Origin of the sequence: Paracidovorax wautersii (assembly GCF_031453675.1) — a bacterium.
In the GTDB taxonomy this organism is placed as follows: Bacteria; Pseudomonadota; Gammaproteobacteria; order Burkholderiales; family Burkholderiaceae_C; genus Paracidovorax.
Window position 1 is genome coordinate 1,602,332 of the sequence record NZ_JAVIZX010000001.1, and the last position, 17,984, is coordinate 1,620,315.

The following is a 17,984-nucleotide window of genomic DNA, read 5'->3' on the forward strand; positions in this document are numbered from 1 at the left end:
CGCCATGACCTCTCGCCGCCTGTCGCTGAACACCCTCGCCGCCGCCTTAATGGGCGCCTGCCTGCTCGGGCCCGCCGCCGCGCAGGCGCAGGAGATCGACACGCTCGCCCGCATCAAGCAGACCGGCGTGATCCACATCGGCAGCCGGGACAGCTCGATCCCCTTCTCCTACACCCCCAAGGGCAGCGGCGACCCGGTGGGCTTTTCCAATGACATCTGCCTGAAGATCGTCGATGCGGTGAAGGCCAGGCTCGGCCTGCCCGCGCTGCGGGTGCAGTACACGCTGCTCACCTCGCTCAACCGCATTCCGCTGATGCAGAACGGCACGGTCGATCTGGACTGCGCCACCACCACCAATTCGGTGGTGCGCCAGCAGCAGGTGGCGTTTGCGCCCAGCCATTTCGTGGCGGGCATCACCGTGGCGGTGAAGAAGGACTCGGGCATCAACTCCCTGGCCGACCTGAAGGGCAAGACCGTGGCCACGGTGGCCGGCAGCACCTCGGTGCAGCTGCTGCGCACCTACAAGCGCGCCGAGGCCGTGGACGTGCGCGAGATCTCCGGCAAGGACACGGCGGACGCCTTCCTGCTGATGGCCAGTGGCCGCGCCGACGCCTACGTGCTCGACGACGTGCAGCTGGCCGGCCTGATCGCCACGTCGCCCAACCCGGGCGACTACCGCATGCTGCGCGACGTGGTGCTGCGCGAGGAGCCCTACGGCATCATGTTCCGCAAGAACGACGCGGCCTTCGAGGCCCTGGTGGACGAGACCGTCACGGGGCTGATGAAGAGCGGCGAGATCGAGCGGCTGTACGCCCGCTGGTTCACCCAGCCGATCCCGCCCAGCAATGTGAACCTGAACTTCCCCATGACGGACGCCGTGCGCGAGGCCTACCGCAACCCCAGCAAGAAGGGCGTGTGATGCGGGACGACACCGATCTGCTTGCCGCCCGCTATCCGCAGGGCCTGCTGTTTCCCGAGGCGCTGATGCACGAGGTGCGGGGCCGTTTCCTGCAGGTGGACCACGACCACGCGGGCCGCCCGCGCCTGTACTTCGACAACGCGGGGGGCTCCTTCCGTCTCAAGGCCGCGGTGGAACGCTTCGCGCAGATCGACGCCGTGCCCGACAACACCGAGCGCATCCACGCCGTGGCGCGTGAACTGCAGGACATCCAGGCCGCCGGCGTGGCCGACGTGCGCATGGCGCTGAACGCGCAGGGCGGCAGCGTCTATGCCGCGCTCACCGCATCGGGCGCCATGTTCGAGATGGTGCGCGCCGTGGCGCAGAACGTGCCGGGCACCAACCTGGTCACCACCGTGCTGGAGCACCCCTCGTCCTTCGACGCGATGGAGCGCTATGCCCGCGAGACCGGCCGCGCACTGCGCGTGGCGCCCAGCAACCCGGTGACGGGCGGCGTGGACGTGGACGCCATCGTGCGCCTGGTGGATGCCGACACCGTGCTGCTCAACGTGATCTACGCGAGCAACATCTCGGGCGCCAAGCTGGACCTGGAACGCATCGTGGCGGAGGCCCGGGCGATCAAGCCCGACCTGTACATCCTCGTGGACGCCGTGCAGCACGCGCCGCACGGCCTGATCGACCTGCAGAAGACGCCGGTGGACGGCATCAACCTGGCGCCCTACAAGTTCTTCGGCTGCCGCGGCTCGGGCCTGGCCTGGCTGTCGGACCGCGCGGCCGTGCTGCCGCACCACAAGCTGTCGGGCAAGAAGGCCGACTTCTGGGACCTGGGCAGCTCCGCGCCCTGGCAGTTCGCGGTGTTCACCGAGATCGCCGACTACGTGTGCTGGCTGGGTGCGCAGGCGCTCGGGGAAGGGCTGCTGCCCGACGCTGCCCCGCCGCCGGCGGACCGCCGCGCCCTGTTTGCCGCCGGCATCGGCCGCATCGCCCTGCACGAGCGAGCGCTGCTGGCGCGGCTGCTGCAGGGCAGCGCGGCCCAGCCCGGCCTGCGCAGCCTGCCGGGCGTGCAGGTCTATCTGGACCACGACGACCTGGCGCGGCGCGACCTGATCATCGCCATCGGCATCGACGGGCTGGACTGCACCCAGGCCGTGCACGAGTACGGCCTGCGCGGCGTGACGGTGTACGAGCGCAGCGTGGCCAGCATCTACTCGCGCCGCATGCTGGAATCGTTCGGCCTGCAGGGCGCTGTGCGCGTCTCACCGCTGCACTGCCACACGGCCGGGGATGTGGACCAGTTCCTGCGCGTCACGCACGAGCTGGCCCAGGCGCATGCGCCGGGGGCCGCCGTGCCCGCGTAAATGAAACGATTTTGGACCCTGAAGGCCGTCCGGCTTTGCCGGATAAGCGCAATGCGCTCTTCCATTGGTAGCACAAGAGGGGCCTGCCTGTCCCGACTTGCCAAGGCACTTCTTCGTCGCTACACATGCCAGGGCGGGACTCGCTCACCGGTGAACGCCGTCGTGCGTGGAGATCGCCTCCTCGGCGCTACTTCCCTAGCAACAGCTTTGCGCCGAAGAAAGATAGCAACCCACCCGTCACCCGGTCGATCACTGGTTTGGCGGCACCATACCGTCGCTGTGCCATGCCTGCCGAGAATACGCTCGCAATGAGCACGTTCAAGGTGAGCGAGATGGCCGCAACCGCCAGCACGGCTGCAGCCTTGGCCCACAGGGCCAGATCCGGTGTGAACAAGGTCGCAAAAGCGCTGCTGAAGAAGACCAGCGTCTTGGGGTTCGTGACGTTGGTCGCTAGGCCGTAGCGGTAGGCCTGCCATCGGGTTCGCACGGGGAGCTCCTGCCCACGCCGTACCACGGTACGATCCGCCGCAAGAAACGTCCTGATGCCGATGTAGATCAGGTAGACGCCGCCCACTACCCGCAAAATCTGCTGGGCCCATTGATACTGTCCGACCAACACGCCTAGGCCAAGCGCCGCCAAGCTGGCCCACAACACGCTCGCGGTTGAAACACCGAGACCGACGTAGACCGCATGGAGGCGCGACTGGCTGATCGCGGTCGCAGTGATCACCAGAAAGTTGGGACCGGGACTGATTGCCAGCATCAGATAAAGGCTTGCAATGCTCCCTAGGAAGATGAGTTCACTGCTCACCGTTAAGGTCCTCAAGTTGTACGCCGCATATTGATGGGCTGAGTTTCAGGATGGGCTGCATTCGGGGCTGAGTCATTGGTGGTGTGGACCCGGTCCTTTCCGCTGCTGGTCGCTGCCTCGTCAACGACGGCACGTCCATGCATGTTGCCAGATGATGTCCCCGGGGGGCGCCACCGGAGCAAGATGGCACGCCCAAGCCGGCGACCACGGCGGCCTCAATCCCTGCGCATTCCGTACTGCCTTATCTGAGGCCTGACATTGTTCAGCGGCCCGGCGTGCAGACCTCGCGCAGCGCCTGCGCAAACATCGCGTCGGCCTCTCGCAGCGATTCCTCCGCGCGCCGGAACAGCGTGATAGGTGGCAGCGTCCAGCCAAAGCGATGGGCCACCACGCCCACCCCGGTGAGGCGTGCCAATTCGTCGGCAATGTCTGCGGGCACGATGGACACCGCCCTTTCGTTGGCGGCGATCAGCTCTCCGATCACCTTGGCCGATAGGCTCTCCACGAAGGGCGCGGGCGGGGCGACGCCGGCGCGCAGGAAGAAGTCGGTGATCTGCTCGCGCATGGGCGTGTTGCGCTGGCCGAGCACCCAGTCCAGCTGCGCCAGTTCGGGCCACGACAGCGGCTTGCGGCCCAGGCGCGCCGCTAGGCGCCGGTGCGCGATCAGGCGCGGCTCCTGCTCATAGAGCACTTCATGCACCAGGCCCTCCATCGCCAGCACGGCAGAGGTGCGCCCGATGACGCAGTCCAGTTCATGGCGGCGTAGCCGCGCCAGCAGGTGGTCGCTCGTGCCTTCGTGGATCGTCACGGTAAGGCCCCGGTCCTGCGGCCGCGTGCGGCCGATGGCGGTGGCCAGCAGCCGGCCCGGTATGAACGGGATGACCCCCACCTGCAGGTGGGCCGCACGGCCGGCGCCGGCCGCCTGCATGTCCCGCACCCAGTGCCCCAGGTCCTGCAGCATGGCCCGGGCGCGCTTCAGGGCCACCTCGCCCATGGCGGTGGGCGCCATGCCGCGCGCCGAGCGGGTGAACAACGGCGCGCCGAACATCGCCTCCAGCTCCGCCAGCGCATGCGTCACCGCCGGCTGGCTGGTCGCCATGTGTTCCGCCACCCGCGTGAGCGAGCCGTGCTGCGCAATCAGGCACAGCAGCGACAGGTGGCGCATCTTCAGGCGGGAGGCCAGGCGCCTCTCCAGCGCATGGTCCGTCATCACGGCAGGCATAAGTAGATCGTCATGCTCCTATGCTAAATCCGAATGTTCTGCTTATGTCTGGTCTTCACAATCCGGAGAACAAAGGGCAAGAACCATGGATTCCATCTATTTCGTCGTGGCACTGGGCGCGGTGGTCGCGGGCTTCGTACAGGGCCTGTCCGGCTTCGCATTCGGGCTGGTCGCCATGTCGCTGTGGGCCTGGACGCTGGAACCCCGCTTGGCTGCCGTGCTGGCGGTGTTCGGGGCGCTGACGGGCCAGATCATCGCCGCCGTCACGGTGCGGCGCGGCTTCGATGCCCGGCGGCTGTGGCCCTTCGTGCTGGGTGGCCTGCTGGGCGTTCCATTGGGCGTGCTGCTGCTGCCGCGCCTGGATGTGGAAGGGTTCAAAGGGGTGCTGGGCACCTTGCTGGTGCTGTGGTGCCCCGCGATGCTGATGGCCAAGAACCTGCCGCGCATCACCCGCGGCGGCCGGCTGGCGGACGGCGTCGTAGGCCTGGCCGGTGGCGTGATGGGCGGGATGGGCGGCTTCACCGGCACGCTGCCCACGCTGTGGTGCACCTTGCGCGGCTTCGACAAGGATGTGCAGCGCGCGGTGATCCAAAACTTCAATCTGTCGATGCTGGCGGTGACGATGGGGACCTATGTCGCCACCGGACTCGTTACGCGGGAGATGCTGCCGTTGTTCGCCCTCGTAGCGCCCGCGATGCTCGTGCCCGTCTTGCTCGGCGCCAGGCTCTACACCGGTATCAGCGAGGCTCGGTTCCGGCAGATCGTGCTCGGGCTTCTGACGGTTTCCGGCATCGTGCTGTTGGCGTCTTCCTTGCCGCAGCTGGCCGCCCGATGGGCTTGATCGGGATCGCGCGATAACTGTGCGCTGTGCCCGAGATGGTTGGGTCGCGGCCCAGCAGCCACCGGTGCGGCGATCAGGAGGATGCCAACATCGCACGCCTTTGAGCGGACCGACAAGCGCAGCGCGGGAGGCCTTACGCTTTACCTCGGGGGATCGGAGCGAAATGGGGCGCAAACGCTTTGCCAGCAGGCGTTTACTGCTCTAAATTCGGGAGCCATGCTGCCGGGGTCAGACTCGTCCAGCGCGCCGCCGCACCTGCCAGCGCCGCAGCCCCGCGCCCGCCACCAGCGCCGGCACCAGCCACAGCGCCTCTGCGCTGCCCTGGCCCACCGACGCCAGCGCTGGCCCGGGGCAGTAGCCGGCGATGCCCCAGCCGATGCCGAACAGCACGGCGCCGGCCAGCAGGCGCCGGTCGGGCCGCTGGGTGATGGGCGGCGGGTGCTGGAAGGCATCGGCCCACACCGGCTGCCGGCGCCGCAGCGCCCAGCGCCAGCCCACCGCCGTCACCGCCACGGCGCCGCCCAGCACGAAGAGCAGGCTGGCGTCCCACGCGCCGGCAACGTCCAGAAACGCCAGCACCTTGCGCGGGTCGGTCATCTGCGCCACGGACAGGCCCACGCCGAAGACGGCACCGGACAGCAGGGCGGCGGCGATGCGTAGCCGGTGAAAATGGGTGGATTCAGCAGGTGTCGCCATGGCTTCGATCCTGCTCACGCTGCGTGCAGGACCTGCCGCACGACGAACGTGGTCGCCACGGCCACGGCCAGGAAGGTGCCCGTCGCCGCGAGGGAGCGGCGCGAGCCGCGTGCCACGCCGCACACGCCGTGGCCGCTGGTGCAGCCCTGGCCCAGCGTGGTGCCGTAGCCCACCAGCAGGCCCGCCAGCACCAGCAGCGCCACCGGGAAGCCGGTGCGCGGTGCGGGCAGCGGCGTGCCGTTCCACGCCCTGAAGGCCGCCCAAGCGGCCGCGCCCAGCACCAGCCCGGCGACGAAGGCGATGCGCCACGCCCGGTCGCCGCGCTGGCCGAACCACAGGCCGCCCGCCACGCCGCTGACGCCGGCCACGCGGCCGATCAGCCACCACAGCAGCACGACGGCGGTGCCGATGAGCGCGCCACCGGCCAGCGCGGAATACGGGGTGAAGGTCAAGGCGTTCATGCCGCGCAGTATCGGCCACCGGGCGCGCGGGTGCGGATCACAGCGCCCAGCCGAACGACACGCCGAGGATGGTTTCCTTCAGCCGCACATCGGCATTGCCGCCGCCGAAGCCGCCGGGCGGACTGCCGGGTGGAATGGAGCCGCTGCCGCGCACGGTCTTGCCGAAGGCGTGGGCGGCGTAGCCCGTCACTTCCACGCCGCCGGCGGTCTTCCAGGTGGCGCCCAGCGTCAGGTGGTTTTGCACCACGCCCGGTGCCAGCGTGTTCAGAAAGGTCTGGCCGGCCGGCACCGGCTGCTGCGTGTGGCTGATGCCGCCGCGCACCGTGAGCGTGGGCGAGACCTGGTAGGCCGCCGCCAGCTTGATGACGCTGATGTCGCGCCAGCCGAAGCCCGGTCCGCCGGCCGCGCCCAGCGGCACACCACGCAGCAGCGGCGACAGCGGGTTGCCCACCGCACCGATCTGCCCGTAGCGGATGCGCTGCAGGTCGGCGCCCAGCGTCCATGCGCTGTTAGAACCTGTTCAAAGTCTTTTCGGGGTCGCGCAAGCCCCTTGCCGGGAGTGGATGCAAGGCGCGGTGCGCAGTCCATAGCCCCGCTATGGACCAGCGCCGCAACGCCGCAGACGGGCCGGCAAGGCGCTTGCCCGAAGGGTTGGAGTGCAATCGGGCGATTGAACGCCCCGGCTGCTTGCATGGGCACGAGCCCATGCGGCGCACCCGGAGCATCCACTCCTCCCGATTGCACCCAACGCGATCCCCGAAAAGACTTTGAACAGGTTCTTAGGGCGCCAGGCGATGCCCACGCCGTAGTTCTCGGGCACATCGAATCTGCCGCCGTCCGCGAACAGGCCGCGGTAGTCGTCGAATTGGCCGCGCACCTTGGACGCCCACGTGGCCCCCAGCGTCACGCCCGGTGCCACGGTGCCCGTCCAGCCCACGCGCACGCCAGCGCCCAGGCTGCCGTCGGTGCCGCGGTCGCTGAGGCGTTGCGGGTCGGCCGAAAAGCCGGCGAACGCGCCGATGCCCTGGGCGGAAAAGCGCTGGTAGGCCACGTTCAGGCCGACGCTGAAGCTGTGTGCCTCGGTCGGCTTCCACGCCACCGAGGGCGTGATGAAGAGCTGTTCCAGATCGACCCCCGCCGTGCCGGTGGCACCGAAGCGGGCGTACGGGTTGCGGCGGTATTCGGTGTTCATGCCGCCGTTGCCGTAGGCGGCCAGGCCCACGCCCCATTGCTCGGACAGTTGGCGGGTGATGCCGAATTCGGGAATGAAGAAGGTCTTCTTGCCGTCACCGGAGTAGCGCTCGTCCGGGCCAAAGGCGTTGCTGGTGATGTCGGCACTGCGGCGCGGCGCGAACCAGGTGACGCCCGCATCCACCCGGTTACCGACCAGGCCGGTGTTGGCGGGGTTGCTGGCGGCCGCCAGCGCGTCCTGCCCCCAGGCGATGCCCACACCCGCCTGGCCCAGGCCCTTGGCGCCGTAGCCGTGGGAGAAATAGCCGTTGGTGGCGTGGGCGGCCAGCGGCCACAGTGCGGGGCTGGCAACGGCGAGGACGAGGGCGGCGGCACGCAGTGGAGTCGGCATGATGATGAAGTGGTGCGGTGGCTGTGGAGACGCCATGCTGGCCACCGCCGCCGCGCGCGGCCACGAAGAAAGTCGCATATGCATAGTCGCCGGCGCTGGACGTCGGCAGCTGGAAAACTTCAAGCGAAACAGGCCTCTAGCGCTTTATCTATAAGCGCCAGCAGCTATTAAATAAATAGCTACTATGCGGCCAGCCGGGTGCGTGCAGCCACCTGCGCGAATGCCTGGTGCAGGTCGGCGATCAAATCCGCCGGGTCTTCCAGTCCGACATGCAGGCGCACCACGGGCTGCGTGTCCTGCCACGCGCTGTGCTCGCGCAGGCGCTCGGGCTGGGCGACCAGGGCCAGGCTTTCGTAGCCGCCCCACGATGCGCCCAGGGCGAAGTGGTGCAGCGCATCGACGAAACCCTCGGCGCTGCGCGCGTCCACGCCGTTGGCGAAGGCGAAGGACACCAGTCCGTTGGCGCCGCTGAAGTCGCGCTTCCACAGCGCATGGCCGGGGTCGGACGGCAGCGCGGGGTAGAACACGCGGCTGACCTGGGGGTGCTGCAGCAGCCATTCGGCCACCTGCGTGGCATGGCGCTGGTGCTGCGCCAGCCGCACGGGCAGGGTGCGCAGGCCGCGCAGCGCCAGGTAGGCGTCGTCCGCGCCGATGGTCAGGCCCAGCGCTTCGTACGCCACGGCGATCTTCTGCGACAGCGCGGGCGAGTCGGTGACGACGATGCCCTGCATCACGTCGGAATGCCCGGCGATGTATTTAGTGGCCGCCTGGATGGACAGGTTCGCGCCCAGCGCCAGAGGTTGGTAGAACCAGCCGCCGCTCCAGGTGTTGTCGGCCGCCACGGCAATGCCGTGCTGGCGCGCGATGGCGGTGAGCGCGGGCAGGTCCAGCACTTCGTACAGCAGCGAGCTGGGTGATTCGACGTACAGCAGCTTGGTATTGGGGCGGATCAGCGCGGCCACGTCGTCCTGGCCGGGCGAGAAGTATTCGAGCGTGATGCCCAGGCGCTGCAGCAGGCTGTCGTCCACGCGGCGCACGGGCGAATACACGCTGTCGGCCACCAGGGCGTGGTCGCCGGGCGACAGCAGCGCCACCAGCACCAGCGCGATGGCCGACAGGCCCGAGGGCGTGAGGAACGCGCGGTGCCCGCCCTCCAGCGCGATGACGGCGTCTTCCAGCGCCCGGTGCGTGTCCAGCCCGTGGCGGCCGTACGACGCGACGCGCTCGCCCGCCACGCGGCGGTGGTGCAGATCCGCATAGGCGGCGCTGTCCTCGAAGCGCACGGTGCTGGTGCGCACCACGGGCACGTTGACGGGGCCGGAGCCGCCCTGCAGCGGCGGCGTGCCGGCGTGCAGCAGGCGCGTGGCGGCGCCGAGCGGGTGGTGGGGTGCGTTCTGCTGGCTCATGCCACGGCCTCGCTGGGGCGGAAGTACGCTGCGTTGTAGTTCTTCACGGTACCGGTGTCGGGGTCGATGGCGACGCGGCCGGTCAGCGTCTCCAGCGGCTGCCCGTACAGGTGAAAGTGCAGCGTGGGCTCGGTGCCCACCACGGCGATGCTGTGGACGTCGTCCCCCAGGAAGGCGATGGACGTGCCGGGCTGCACGGTGACCTCGCGGGCCAGGTGGATCTGTGCGCGCGTGGGGTCGCTGCGGTCGTCAGTGCGCTCGTAGAGCCGGTTCACCTCCTGGCCCTCCACGGCCACGATCACCGCCCACGTGGTGTGGTCGTGCGGGGCGGTGGTCTTGCCGGGGTTGATGGAGTTCAGGTACAGCGCCAGGCCCGCGTCGCCGTCGTCCGGGTTCAGCCGGTAGCGCGTGGAGGCGCCCACGCCGGCCGTCTGGGCGGGCGGCGGAAAGTCGGCGCGGCTGAACAGGGCCTTGTGGGCGGCCAGCGCCTCCAGCCGGGCGGTGATGGCGTCCAGCGCCGCACGGTCGGGCGTGCCGTGCGCGATGAGGCGACGCACGTCGTCCAGGGCGGCATCGACGGCCTGGCGGCGCTGGGTGGAAATCGTGGAGGGCGAGGTGGTCATGGGTGGTCTCCTGAGAACTTAGAGGGCAAAGCGCAGCTGGTTGAACGCCAGCGGCACGGCCGGCTGCGGTGGGCGCGCGCGCGCGCCGTCGCCCAGCGCACGCTGCAGGAACTCGCGCGTGCGCTCGCTGCGCGGGTTGCCGAAGATCTGCTGCGCGGGGCCGTGCTCGACGATGCGGCCGGCTTCGGTGAAGTACACGTGGTCGCTCACCTCTTCGGCAAAGCGCATCTCGTGCGTGACCAGCACGCAGGTCATGCCGCCTTCGACCAGATCCCGGATCACTGTCAACACCTCGCCCACCGTTTCCGGGTCCAGCGCGGACGTGACCTCGTCGAACAGGATCAGTTCGGGCCGCATGGCCAGCGCCCGGGCGATGGCCACGCGCTGCTGCTGGCCGCCCGACAGCTCGCCGGGGTAGGCGCCGGCCTTGTGGCCCAGCCGCACCTGGTCCAGCAGCGCGCGGGCCTCGCGCTCGGCCGTGGCCTTGTCGCGGCCCACCACACGGGTCGGGGCGATCACCAGGTTCTCCAGCACCGTGAGGTGCGGGAACAGGTTGTACTGCTGGAAGACGAAGCCCACGCGCTTGCGCAGTGCGATCAGCTCGGCCTCGGTCCTGAGCGTATCCACCCGGGTGCCGCCGACCGCGATTTCGCCACTTTGCGGGCGCAGCAGGCCGGTGATGCAGCGCAGGATGGTCGATTTGCCCGAGCCCGACGGGCCGATGATGCACACCGCCTTGCCGCGATGCACCTCGACCTCGATGCCCTTGAGCACCTGGTTGTCGCCGAAGGACAGGTGCACGTCTTTCAGATGAACGAGCGGGGCGGCGGAAGGCGCCATCAGATCGCTCAGGGAGGGGTCATCGCGTTTCATGTTGTCGCTCCAGGGCGCGCGTGGCGCGGGCAATCGGGTAGCAGTAGGCGAAGAACAGCACCAGCAACGCGACGTACACGAGGATGGTGAAGTCGGTGCGCGCCACGGTGTTGCTGGCGATCTGCGCGGTATCGACCACGTCGTGCACGCCCACCAGCGAGGCGAGCGACGTGCTCATGGTGATGCTGGCGTACAGGTTCATCCACGGCGGCAGCATGCGGCGCACGCACTGCGGCAGCACCACCAGCCGGAAGATCTGGCTGCGCCTGAAGGCCAGCGACTGCGCGGCCTCCCACTGCGCGCTGGGAATGGACTGGATCGCGCCGCGAAAGATCTCGGCCACGTTGGCGCTGGTGGGCAGCGCCAGGCCCAGAACCACCTTCACCCAGTCGGGGAAGGGGAAAGTCCACTGCACGATGCTCACCTCGAACGGGAACACGTAGGTGGTGAAGTAGATGAGCACCAGGATGGGCGCGTTGCGGAAGATCTGCACGTAGCAGCGCATGGCCACGCGCACCGCGGGCACGGGCGACAGCGACAGCGCGCCGATGACCAGCCCCACGGCGGTGCCGAGGGCCACGGCCAGCACGCTGATCTCGATGTTCACCCACAGGCCGCGCAGCAGGGCCGGGAGCCAGCGCCACAGGTGCGTGAAGGCGGCGGGCGTGGTGCCGGTGGCGTTCCACGCCAGCACTACCGCCAGGGCGGCCAGCGCGGCGATCAGCCAGGGTTTGCGCAGAGTGCGCAGCAGCACGGCGGCAGGCACGGGCGACGGGGCCGCTGCGCGCGCAAGGGTCGCTTCATTGGCCATAGCCCGGCATCCTCCAGTGGTGTTCCAGCCAGCGGCCTGCGCGGCTCACCAGCCACGTCAGCAGGCCGAACCAGAGCAGGATCAGCAGCAGCAGCTCCAGCACGTTGTCGCGCTGCGACCAGATCATGATGGACTCGTACGTCACGTCGCCCACGGCAATGGCGGACGCTACCGCCGTCATCTTCACCAGATCGACCAGGTTGTTGACCAGCGAGGGCAGGGCGAAGCGCACGGCCAGCGGCAGCTGCACGCGCGCCAGCAACTGGCGCTGCGAAAAGCCCAGCGAGCGCGCTGCCTCCAGCGTGGTGGCAGGCACGGCCTCGATGCCGGCGCGCAATGCTTCGGCATGGAAGACGCCCTTGTGCAGCGACACGACGATCACCACCCACACGAACGGCGTGAGCGGGTTGTTGCCCGCTCCAAAGTCGCGCAGCTGCTGCGTGATGAGCATGTTGAGCACGAGGAACGCGCAGTACAGCTGCACCAGCGTGGGCGTGTTGCGCGTCACCTCGACGAAGGCGCGCGCCGGGCCGGCCAGCCAGGCGCGGCCCGAGGTCATGAACGCGGCCAGCACCACGCCGGCCGCCAGGCTGCCGGGAATGGTCAGCAGCGCGAGCTGTACCGTCACGAACATGCCGCGCACGAAGGCCTGGCGCTCGCTGGCGTCGAGCACGAAGGCGTAGTTCAGGCCCACGCCCTTGAGGGCTTCCACGCCCTGCGCGAGCAGGCTGGCGTCGCTCATGCGGCGGCCTCGGCCAGCACCCGCGCACCCGCGACCTGCGGTGCGCGCAGGGCGCCCACGGCGCGCGCGATGCGAGCGGTCGCATCCTGCAGCACCGCGTCGCTGGCGGCGGTGGAGATGCGGAAGTACGGCGACAGCCCATACGAAGAGCCGTCCACTGCCGCCACGCCTTCGGCGTCGAGCAGCCATTCGGTCAGGTCGGCATCGGTGCGGACCACCTGTCCGTCGGGCCGCACCTGGCCCAGCAGCGCGCCACAGTGGATGAAGGCGAAGAACGATCCGCCGGGCGGCAGCAGCGACAGGCCGGGCACGGCGTTGATGGCCTGGGTGACGTTTCGCGCGCGGCGCGCGTAGGCGCTGCGGGCCTCGCCCACGAAGGACTGGTCGGGCGATTCCAGCGCTGCGGCCACGGCCGCTTGCGCCACCGCGTTGGGGCCGGACGATGCCTGCGACTGGATCACCACCATGGCCTGCACCAGCGCGGCGGGGCCTGCGCCCCAACCGATGCGCCAGCCGGTCATGGCGTAGGTCTTGGAGGCGCCGTTGACCAGCAGGGTGCGGTCCTTCAAGTCCGGCGCCACGTGCAGCCAGTGCGCGGGTGCCTCTGGCGTGAACCAGATGTGCTCGTACAGCTCGTCCAGCAGCACCAGCACGTGGGGGTGGCGGCGCAGCACGGCGGCCAGCGCGGCCAGCTCCGACGCGTCATACAGCGCACCCGACGGGTTGCCCGGCGTGTTCAGCACCAGCCAGCGGGTGCGCGGCGTGATGGCGGCCTCCAGCTGGGCGGGGGTGAGCTTGAAGCCTGCACCGATGTCGCAAGGAACGATGACGGGCGTGCCGTCGTTCACCAGTACCATGTCGGGAAAGGACGGCCAGTACGGCGCGGGAATGATCACCTCGCTGCCCGCATCCAGCGTGGCGGCGAAGGCGTTGTAGATCACCTGCTTGCCGCCGTTGCTCACGATGATCTGCGCGGCCGGGTAATCCAGCGCGTTCTCACGCGTGTATTTGGCACTGATGGCCTTGCGCAGCGCCGCCGTACCGGGCGTGGGGGTGTACTTGGTCTCGCCACGCGCCAGGGCCGCGATGGCGGCCTGCTTGATGGGCTCGGGCGTGTCGAAGTCCGGCTCACCCGTGGTGAGCGCGATCACGTCGCGCCCCTGCGCGGCCAGGGCGGCGGCGCGGGCGCTGGCCGCGGCGTTGGGCGACAGCTTGACGCGCTGCACGCGCTGCGAGAGCGGGAAGGTCGGGTTCATGGATGGGGGCTTTCTTCGTGCAGGCGCAGGCTGGCGGGCGCCAGCACCTTGCCGGGGTTGAGCAGGCCGAGCGGGTCGAATGCGGCCTTCAGGCGGCGCATCAGGTCCAGCTCCACCGCACTTTTGTAGCGGGGCAGCACGTCGCGCTTGGTCTGGCCGATGCCGTGCTCTGCGCTGATGGAGCCGCCATGGGGGTGCACGCTGTCGTGCACCAACTCGTGGATGGCGTCTTCGTGGGCGAACAGGTCGGCTGGCGTGCCGCCGAGCGGGTGCGACACGTTGTAGTGCAGGTTGCCGTCGCCCAGGTGGCCGAACGCCACGGGCCGCACGCCCGGAAAGCGCGCCTGCAGCGCGGCGTCGGTGGCGGCTAGAAAGTCGGGAATGCGCGAGATCGGCACGGACACGTCGTGCTTGATGTTGCGGCCGTCGCGCCGCTGCGCCTCGCCCAGGGCCTCTTCGCGCAGGCGCCAGAGCGCGTCGCTCTGCTGCAGGCTCTCGGCGATGGCGGCGTCGCTCACCAGGCCGTCCTCGAATGCCCGGCCCACGACGGCTTCGAAGCGATCGCGGGCATGCTGCTCGCCTTCGCTGTCCGACAGCTCGATCAGTGCGTACCAGGGCGCCTCCAGCGCCAGCGGAAGCGGCTGCTCGGGCACGTGCTGCGCGATCAGGCCCAGGACCGTATCGGACATCAGCTCGAAGGCCGTCAGGCCGGCGCCGAAGCCCGCCCGCGCCACGCCGAGGAAGGCGATGGCATCGTGGATGCAGCCGAAAGCCAGCAGCGCCGTGTGCTGCGCCTGCGGCAGCGGGTAGAGCTTGAGCGTGGCGGCGGTGATGATGCCCAGCGTGCCCTCGCTGCCCACGTACAGGTCCCGCAGCGCGTAGCCGGTGTTGTCCTTGCGCAGGCCCCGCAGGCCGTGCCAGACCTCGCCCTCGGCCGTGACCACCTCCAGGCCCAGCACCAGCTCGCGCGCATTGCCGTAGCGCAGCACCTGCGTGCCGCCGGCATTGGTGGCCAGGTTGCCGCCGATGGTGCAGCTGCCTTCCGAACCCAGGCTCAGCGGAAAGAGCCGGCCCGCCTCGCGCGCGGCCTGCTGCACGGCGGCCAGCACGGCGCCGGCCTCCACGGTCAGCGTGTCGTTGTCGGTATCGATGGCCCGCACCCGGTTCAGCCGTGCCAGCGACAGCACCACGGCGCGGCCGCTGTCGTCCGGCGTGGCGGCGCCCATCAGCCCGGTGTTGCCGCCCTGCGGCACGATGGGCGTGCGGTGCTGGCGGCACAGGCGCACCACCTGGGCCACCTGGGCGGTGTCGGCCGGGCGCAGCACGGCCAAGGCGCGGCCGGTGAGGCGGCGGTGCTGGTCGGTCAGGTAGCCATCGGCACCGCTGCCAGTCAGCACCTGGGCGGCGCCCAGGGCGGCGCGCAGTTCATCCAGCAGCGCGGCGCTCATGCGGCGGCTCCGGCCGGGGCGTCGCCCAGCACGTCCGGCGCCCCGGCGCGGGCCGCGATCTCGCGTATCTGGCGCAGCAGCGGGGCCGGCAGCGGAATGCCCAGGCATTTGCGCTCGGCCTGCTGGGCGGCCTCGGGGTCGCCGGGCACCAGCACGGGCCGGGCCGGCTCGGCCGGGCGCGTGGCGTGAAGCACGTCGAGGATGGCGTCCACGTCCTGCGCGAACGCGCCGGGCGCGCCGAAGAAGGCGGGGTCGATGGCGATGAAGCTGTGGCCCACGTTGGCGGGCTCTCCGGCGCCGTGCGTCTGGCGGTGCAGCGGGGCGAAAGCGCCGCCGTTGAGCGTGCCGCCCAGCACCTGCGCCAGCAACGCCAGGCCGTAGCCCTTGTGGCTGCCGCCGTCGCTGCTGCCGCCCAGCGGCGTCAGCCCGCCGTCCGGGGCATCGAAGACCTGGGCGCGCGCGGCCTGCGGCGCGGTCACCGGCTCGCCCCGGCCGTCCACCACCCAGCCCGCGGGGACCGGCTGGTCGCGCAGGGCTTTCACCTTCACGCGGTTGGCCGCCGCCGTGGTGGTGGCCATGTCCAGCACGAAGGCCGCATTGCGCGAGCCCTCGGGCACGGGCGCGGCGAAGGCGATGGGATTGGTGCCCAGCACCGGCTCGGCCGCGCGCGTGGGAACCAGCAGAATGCCCTGGGCCGAGCTGGTCACCAGGCCGATCAGGCCCTGGCGCTGCGCGATGCGGGCGTACACGCCGGCCGCGCCGAAGTGGTGAGAGTTGCGCACGCCCACCAGCGCAATGCCGAGGGCGCGGGCCTTGTCCACGGCCAGCTGCATGGCCTGTGCCGACACGGCATGGCCCAGGCCGGCATCGCCGTCCAGCAGGGCGGTGGCCGGCCCGTCGCGCAGCACGCGGGGTGTGGCCGCAAGGTGCAGCCGGCCGCTGGCGTGCATGGCCTCGTACTGCGGCAGCATCGACACGCCGTGCGATTCCACGCCCAGCAGGTCGGTCTCCACCATCAGCGCGGCCGTGGTGCGCGCCGGAGCTTCCGGCATGCCCCAGGCCTGCAGGATGGCGGCCGTCTGCGTGCGCAGGCTATCGGCGCTGAAGCGGCTCTCTGCGCTCATGCGGGCGTCTTCTTGAACTTCTCGTGCAGCTGATACAGCAGCGGTGTAGGCGTCATGCCGTTCTTCTTCTCCACCTCGATCAGCCAGCCGGTGCGGTGCCAGTCCTGCACGATGCGGTCGATGGCGGCCTGCGTGTCGGCTTCGCCCTTGCGCAGCCAGATCACGGACGGCGACGGAATGAGGTCGGAGGGCGAGACGATCTCGTAGTCCTTCCAGTCGGGGTTATCGGCCACCAGCTCGCGCAGCGTGGGGCTGACATGCACGGCGGCCGTGCAGTTGCCGCCGCGCAGCGCCAGCAGCGATTCAGGCTGTCCCCGAAAGGCCTTGATCTGCGCGCCATGCTGATCGGCCAGGGGCTTGGTGAAGTTGCTGCCCTGCGAAACGCACACGGGCTTGCCGCGCAGGTCGTCCCAGGCCTTGATGCCGGTGCCCTTCTTGGCGATGGCGGCGCCGCCCACTTCCTCGAACGGCGTGGGTACGAAGCCGAGGATCTCGCTGCGCTCCTGCGTCCATTGCATGTTGGCGATGAGGATGTCCACCTTGCCCTGCTGAAGGAACTGCACGCGGTTGGAGGGCTGCACCTGCACGGTCTCCACCGCCACGCCCAGGCCCTTGGCCACGCCTTCGGAGAGCTGCACGTTGTAGCCCACGTGCTTGTGCGTTACGGGGTCGATGGTGCCGAACGGCGGGCCGGACAGGATCACGCCCACGACGAGCTTGCCGCGCTGCTGGATCTTGTCGAGCGTGGCGTCGGCATGGGCGGGCAGGGCGGCGGCCAGGCACAGCGCGGCCAGGGCCGAGGCGGCGGTGCGGAGAATCAGGGTATGGCTCATGGCTTCTTGCCTTCCGTGGCTGCTGCTGCGGCGGCGGCCTGGGCTTCGGCGTACACGGCGAAGTCGTACGGTGCGCGGTCGAACTGGCCCTTGAGCGCGCGCTGGTGGCGCTCGGCGATCCAGGTGTCGGGCACGCCGTTCTGGCGTGCGGTCTTCAGCAGGAAGCCGGAGCGGTGCCAGTCCTGGATGGCCTTGTCCACGAAGGCCTGCGTGTCGGCCTCGCCCCGGCGCGTCCACACCACGGTGGGCGACGGGATCAGCTGGTCCTGCGTGCCGAGCTCGAAGTCCTTCCACTCGGCGGCGTTGGGACCGGTGAGCTTTTCGTACAGCGCCGGCTGGATGTGCACCGAGGCGGCGCAGGTGCCGCCCTTCAGGGCCAGCAGCGACTCGGGAATGCCGCGCAGGCCCTTGACCACCGCGCCGTAGGTCTCCGCCAGCGGCTTGGCGAAGTTGCTGCCCTGCGACACGCAGGCCACCTTGCCGCGCAGGTCTTCCCAGCGCCTGATGCCGCTGGCCTTGGCGACCAGGGCACCGCCGCCGATCAGGTCGTACGGCGTGGGCGCGAACGAGAGGATCTCGCTGCGCTCCTGCGTCCACTGGATGTTCGCGATCAGCAGGTCCACCTTGCCGCTCTGCAGGAACTGCACGCGCGTGTTGGCGGTAACGGGAACGGTCTCCAGCGTTACGCCCAGGCGCTTGGCCAGGTCGGTGGCCAGCTCGGTCTGGTAGCCGCCGGTCTTGCCGGTAGCCGGGTCGAGCACGCCGAACGGGGGGCTGGCGCCGTCGATGCCGACGGCGAGCTTGCCGCGCTGCTTGATCTTGTCGAGCGTGGCGTCGGCGTGGGCACCTGAGGCGCCCAAGGCCAGTGCCAGGGCGGCGGTGAGGGGTGCGAGGAAGCGGGTCATGCGAAATCCGGTCGAATCCGTTCGGAAAGGGCCCAGCCGGCCCGGTGCGGGCCTGCTGGACGGAGGGCGGGGC

Annotated in this window: 19 protein-coding genes; 3 read left to right on the forward strand and 16 right to left on the reverse strand. The window is 70.0% G+C overall.

The features are described from left to right. Positions 1-4: 4 nt before the first annotated feature. The gene (locus QE399_RS07320) at positions 5-919 is read left to right on the forward strand and encodes an amino acid ABC transporter substrate-binding protein (protein ID WP_309827581.1); all 915 of its coding nucleotides are present in this window, start codon (positions 5-7) and stop codon (positions 917-919) included. Then, positions 919-2,277, forward strand: a complete 1,359-nt coding sequence (locus QE399_RS07325) for an aminotransferase class V-fold PLP-dependent enzyme (protein ID WP_309827583.1) — start codon at positions 919-921, stop codon at positions 2,275-2,277. The genes QE399_RS07320 and QE399_RS07325 overlap by 1 nt, the downstream gene beginning before the upstream one ends. A 187-nt stretch (positions 2,278-2,464) precedes the next feature. On the opposite strand, the gene QE399_RS07330 is transcribed toward QE399_RS07325, so the two are convergent. Next, complete coding sequence (locus QE399_RS07330) at positions 2,465-3,088, reverse strand: LysE family translocator (protein WP_309827584.1); 624 nt, start codon at positions 3,086-3,088, stop codon at positions 2,465-2,467. 262 nt (positions 3,089-3,350) lie between these two features. Continuing rightward, positions 3,351-4,310, reverse strand: coding sequence for a LysR substrate-binding domain-containing protein (locus QE399_RS07335; protein ID WP_309827586.1), 960 nt, complete (start codon positions 4,308-4,310; stop codon positions 3,351-3,353). Between the two features lie 85 nt (positions 4,311-4,395). Here QE399_RS07335 and QE399_RS07340 point away from each other — a divergent pair, with 85 nt between their 5' ends. Further along, positions 4,396-5,151, forward strand: coding sequence for a sulfite exporter TauE/SafE family protein (locus QE399_RS07340; protein ID WP_309827589.1), 756 nt, complete (start codon positions 4,396-4,398; stop codon positions 5,149-5,151). Between the two features lie 228 nt (positions 5,152-5,379). On the opposite strand, the gene QE399_RS07345 is transcribed toward QE399_RS07340, so the two are convergent. From QE399_RS07345 to QE399_RS07410, 14 genes are all read right to left on the reverse strand, one after another. Next, positions 5,380-5,847 (reverse strand): DUF6691 family protein, encoded by a 468-nt coding sequence (locus QE399_RS07345; protein ID WP_309827591.1) that lies wholly within the window; start codon positions 5,845-5,847, stop codon positions 5,380-5,382. A 14-nt stretch (positions 5,848-5,861) separates the two neighbouring features. Next, the gene (locus QE399_RS07350; RefSeq protein WP_309827592.1) at positions 5,862-6,308 is read right to left on the reverse strand and encodes a YeeE/YedE family protein; all 447 of its coding nucleotides are present in this window, start codon (positions 6,306-6,308) and stop codon (positions 5,862-5,864) included. Positions 6,309-6,345: 37 nt separating this feature from the next. After that, positions 6,346-6,759 carry a hypothetical protein gene (locus QE399_RS07355; RefSeq protein WP_309827594.1) on the reverse strand — a complete coding sequence of 138 codons (414 nt, stop codon included), beginning with the start codon at positions 6,757-6,759 and terminating at the stop codon, positions 6,346-6,348. Between the two features lie 144 nt (positions 6,760-6,903). Beyond that, entirely contained in the window at positions 6,904-7,890 is a 987-nt protein-coding gene (locus QE399_RS07360; protein ID WP_309827596.1) for an OmpP1/FadL family transporter, read from the reverse strand. Positions 7,891-8,072: 182 nt separating this feature from the next. Further along, complete coding sequence (gene metC, locus QE399_RS07365) at positions 8,073-9,296, reverse strand: cystathionine beta-lyase (RefSeq protein WP_309827598.1); 1,224 nt, start codon at positions 9,294-9,296, stop codon at positions 8,073-8,075. Continuing rightward, complete coding sequence (locus QE399_RS07370) at positions 9,293-9,919, reverse strand: cysteine dioxygenase family protein (RefSeq protein WP_309827600.1); 627 nt, start codon at positions 9,917-9,919, stop codon at positions 9,293-9,295. The genes metC and QE399_RS07370 overlap by 4 nt, the downstream gene beginning before the upstream one ends. A gap of 18 nt (positions 9,920-9,937) precedes the next feature. Then, entirely contained in the window at positions 9,938-10,792 is an 855-nt protein-coding gene (locus QE399_RS07375; RefSeq protein ID WP_309827602.1) for an amino acid ABC transporter ATP-binding protein, read from the reverse strand. After that, entirely contained in the window at positions 10,779-11,603 is an 825-nt protein-coding gene (locus tag QE399_RS07380) for an amino acid ABC transporter permease (RefSeq protein ID WP_309827604.1), read from the reverse strand. Before QE399_RS07380 ends, QE399_RS07375 begins: the two co-directional genes overlap by 14 nt. Continuing rightward, on the reverse strand, positions 11,593-12,345 hold the full coding sequence (locus QE399_RS07385; protein ID WP_309827605.1) for an amino acid ABC transporter permease: 753 nt from the start codon (positions 12,343-12,345) through the stop codon (positions 11,593-11,595). The genes QE399_RS07380 and QE399_RS07385 overlap by 11 nt, the downstream gene beginning before the upstream one ends. Beyond that, entirely contained in the window at positions 12,342-13,601 is a 1,260-nt protein-coding gene (locus QE399_RS07390) for an aminotransferase class I/II-fold pyridoxal phosphate-dependent enzyme (protein ID WP_309827607.1), read from the reverse strand. The genes QE399_RS07385 and QE399_RS07390 overlap by 4 nt, the downstream gene beginning before the upstream one ends. Continuing rightward, positions 13,598-15,049 (reverse strand): FAD-binding oxidoreductase, encoded by a 1,452-nt coding sequence (locus QE399_RS07395; protein WP_309827609.1) that lies wholly within the window; start codon positions 15,047-15,049, stop codon positions 13,598-13,600. Before QE399_RS07395 ends, QE399_RS07390 begins: the two co-directional genes overlap by 4 nt. Next, positions 15,046-16,173 (reverse strand): Ldh family oxidoreductase, encoded by a 1,128-nt coding sequence (locus QE399_RS07400; protein WP_309827610.1) that lies wholly within the window; start codon positions 16,171-16,173, stop codon positions 15,046-15,048. Before QE399_RS07400 ends, QE399_RS07395 begins: the two co-directional genes overlap by 4 nt. Beyond that, positions 16,170-17,006 (reverse strand): transporter substrate-binding domain-containing protein, encoded by an 837-nt coding sequence (locus QE399_RS07405; protein ID WP_309827612.1) that lies wholly within the window; start codon positions 17,004-17,006, stop codon positions 16,170-16,172. The genes QE399_RS07400 and QE399_RS07405 overlap by 4 nt, the downstream gene beginning before the upstream one ends. Further along, positions 17,003-17,911 carry a transporter substrate-binding domain-containing protein gene (locus QE399_RS07410; protein WP_309827614.1) on the reverse strand — a complete coding sequence of 303 codons (909 nt, stop codon included), beginning with the start codon at positions 17,909-17,911 and terminating at the stop codon, positions 17,003-17,005. Before QE399_RS07410 ends, QE399_RS07405 begins: the two co-directional genes overlap by 4 nt. Between the last annotated feature and the right edge of the window lie 73 nt (positions 17,912-17,984).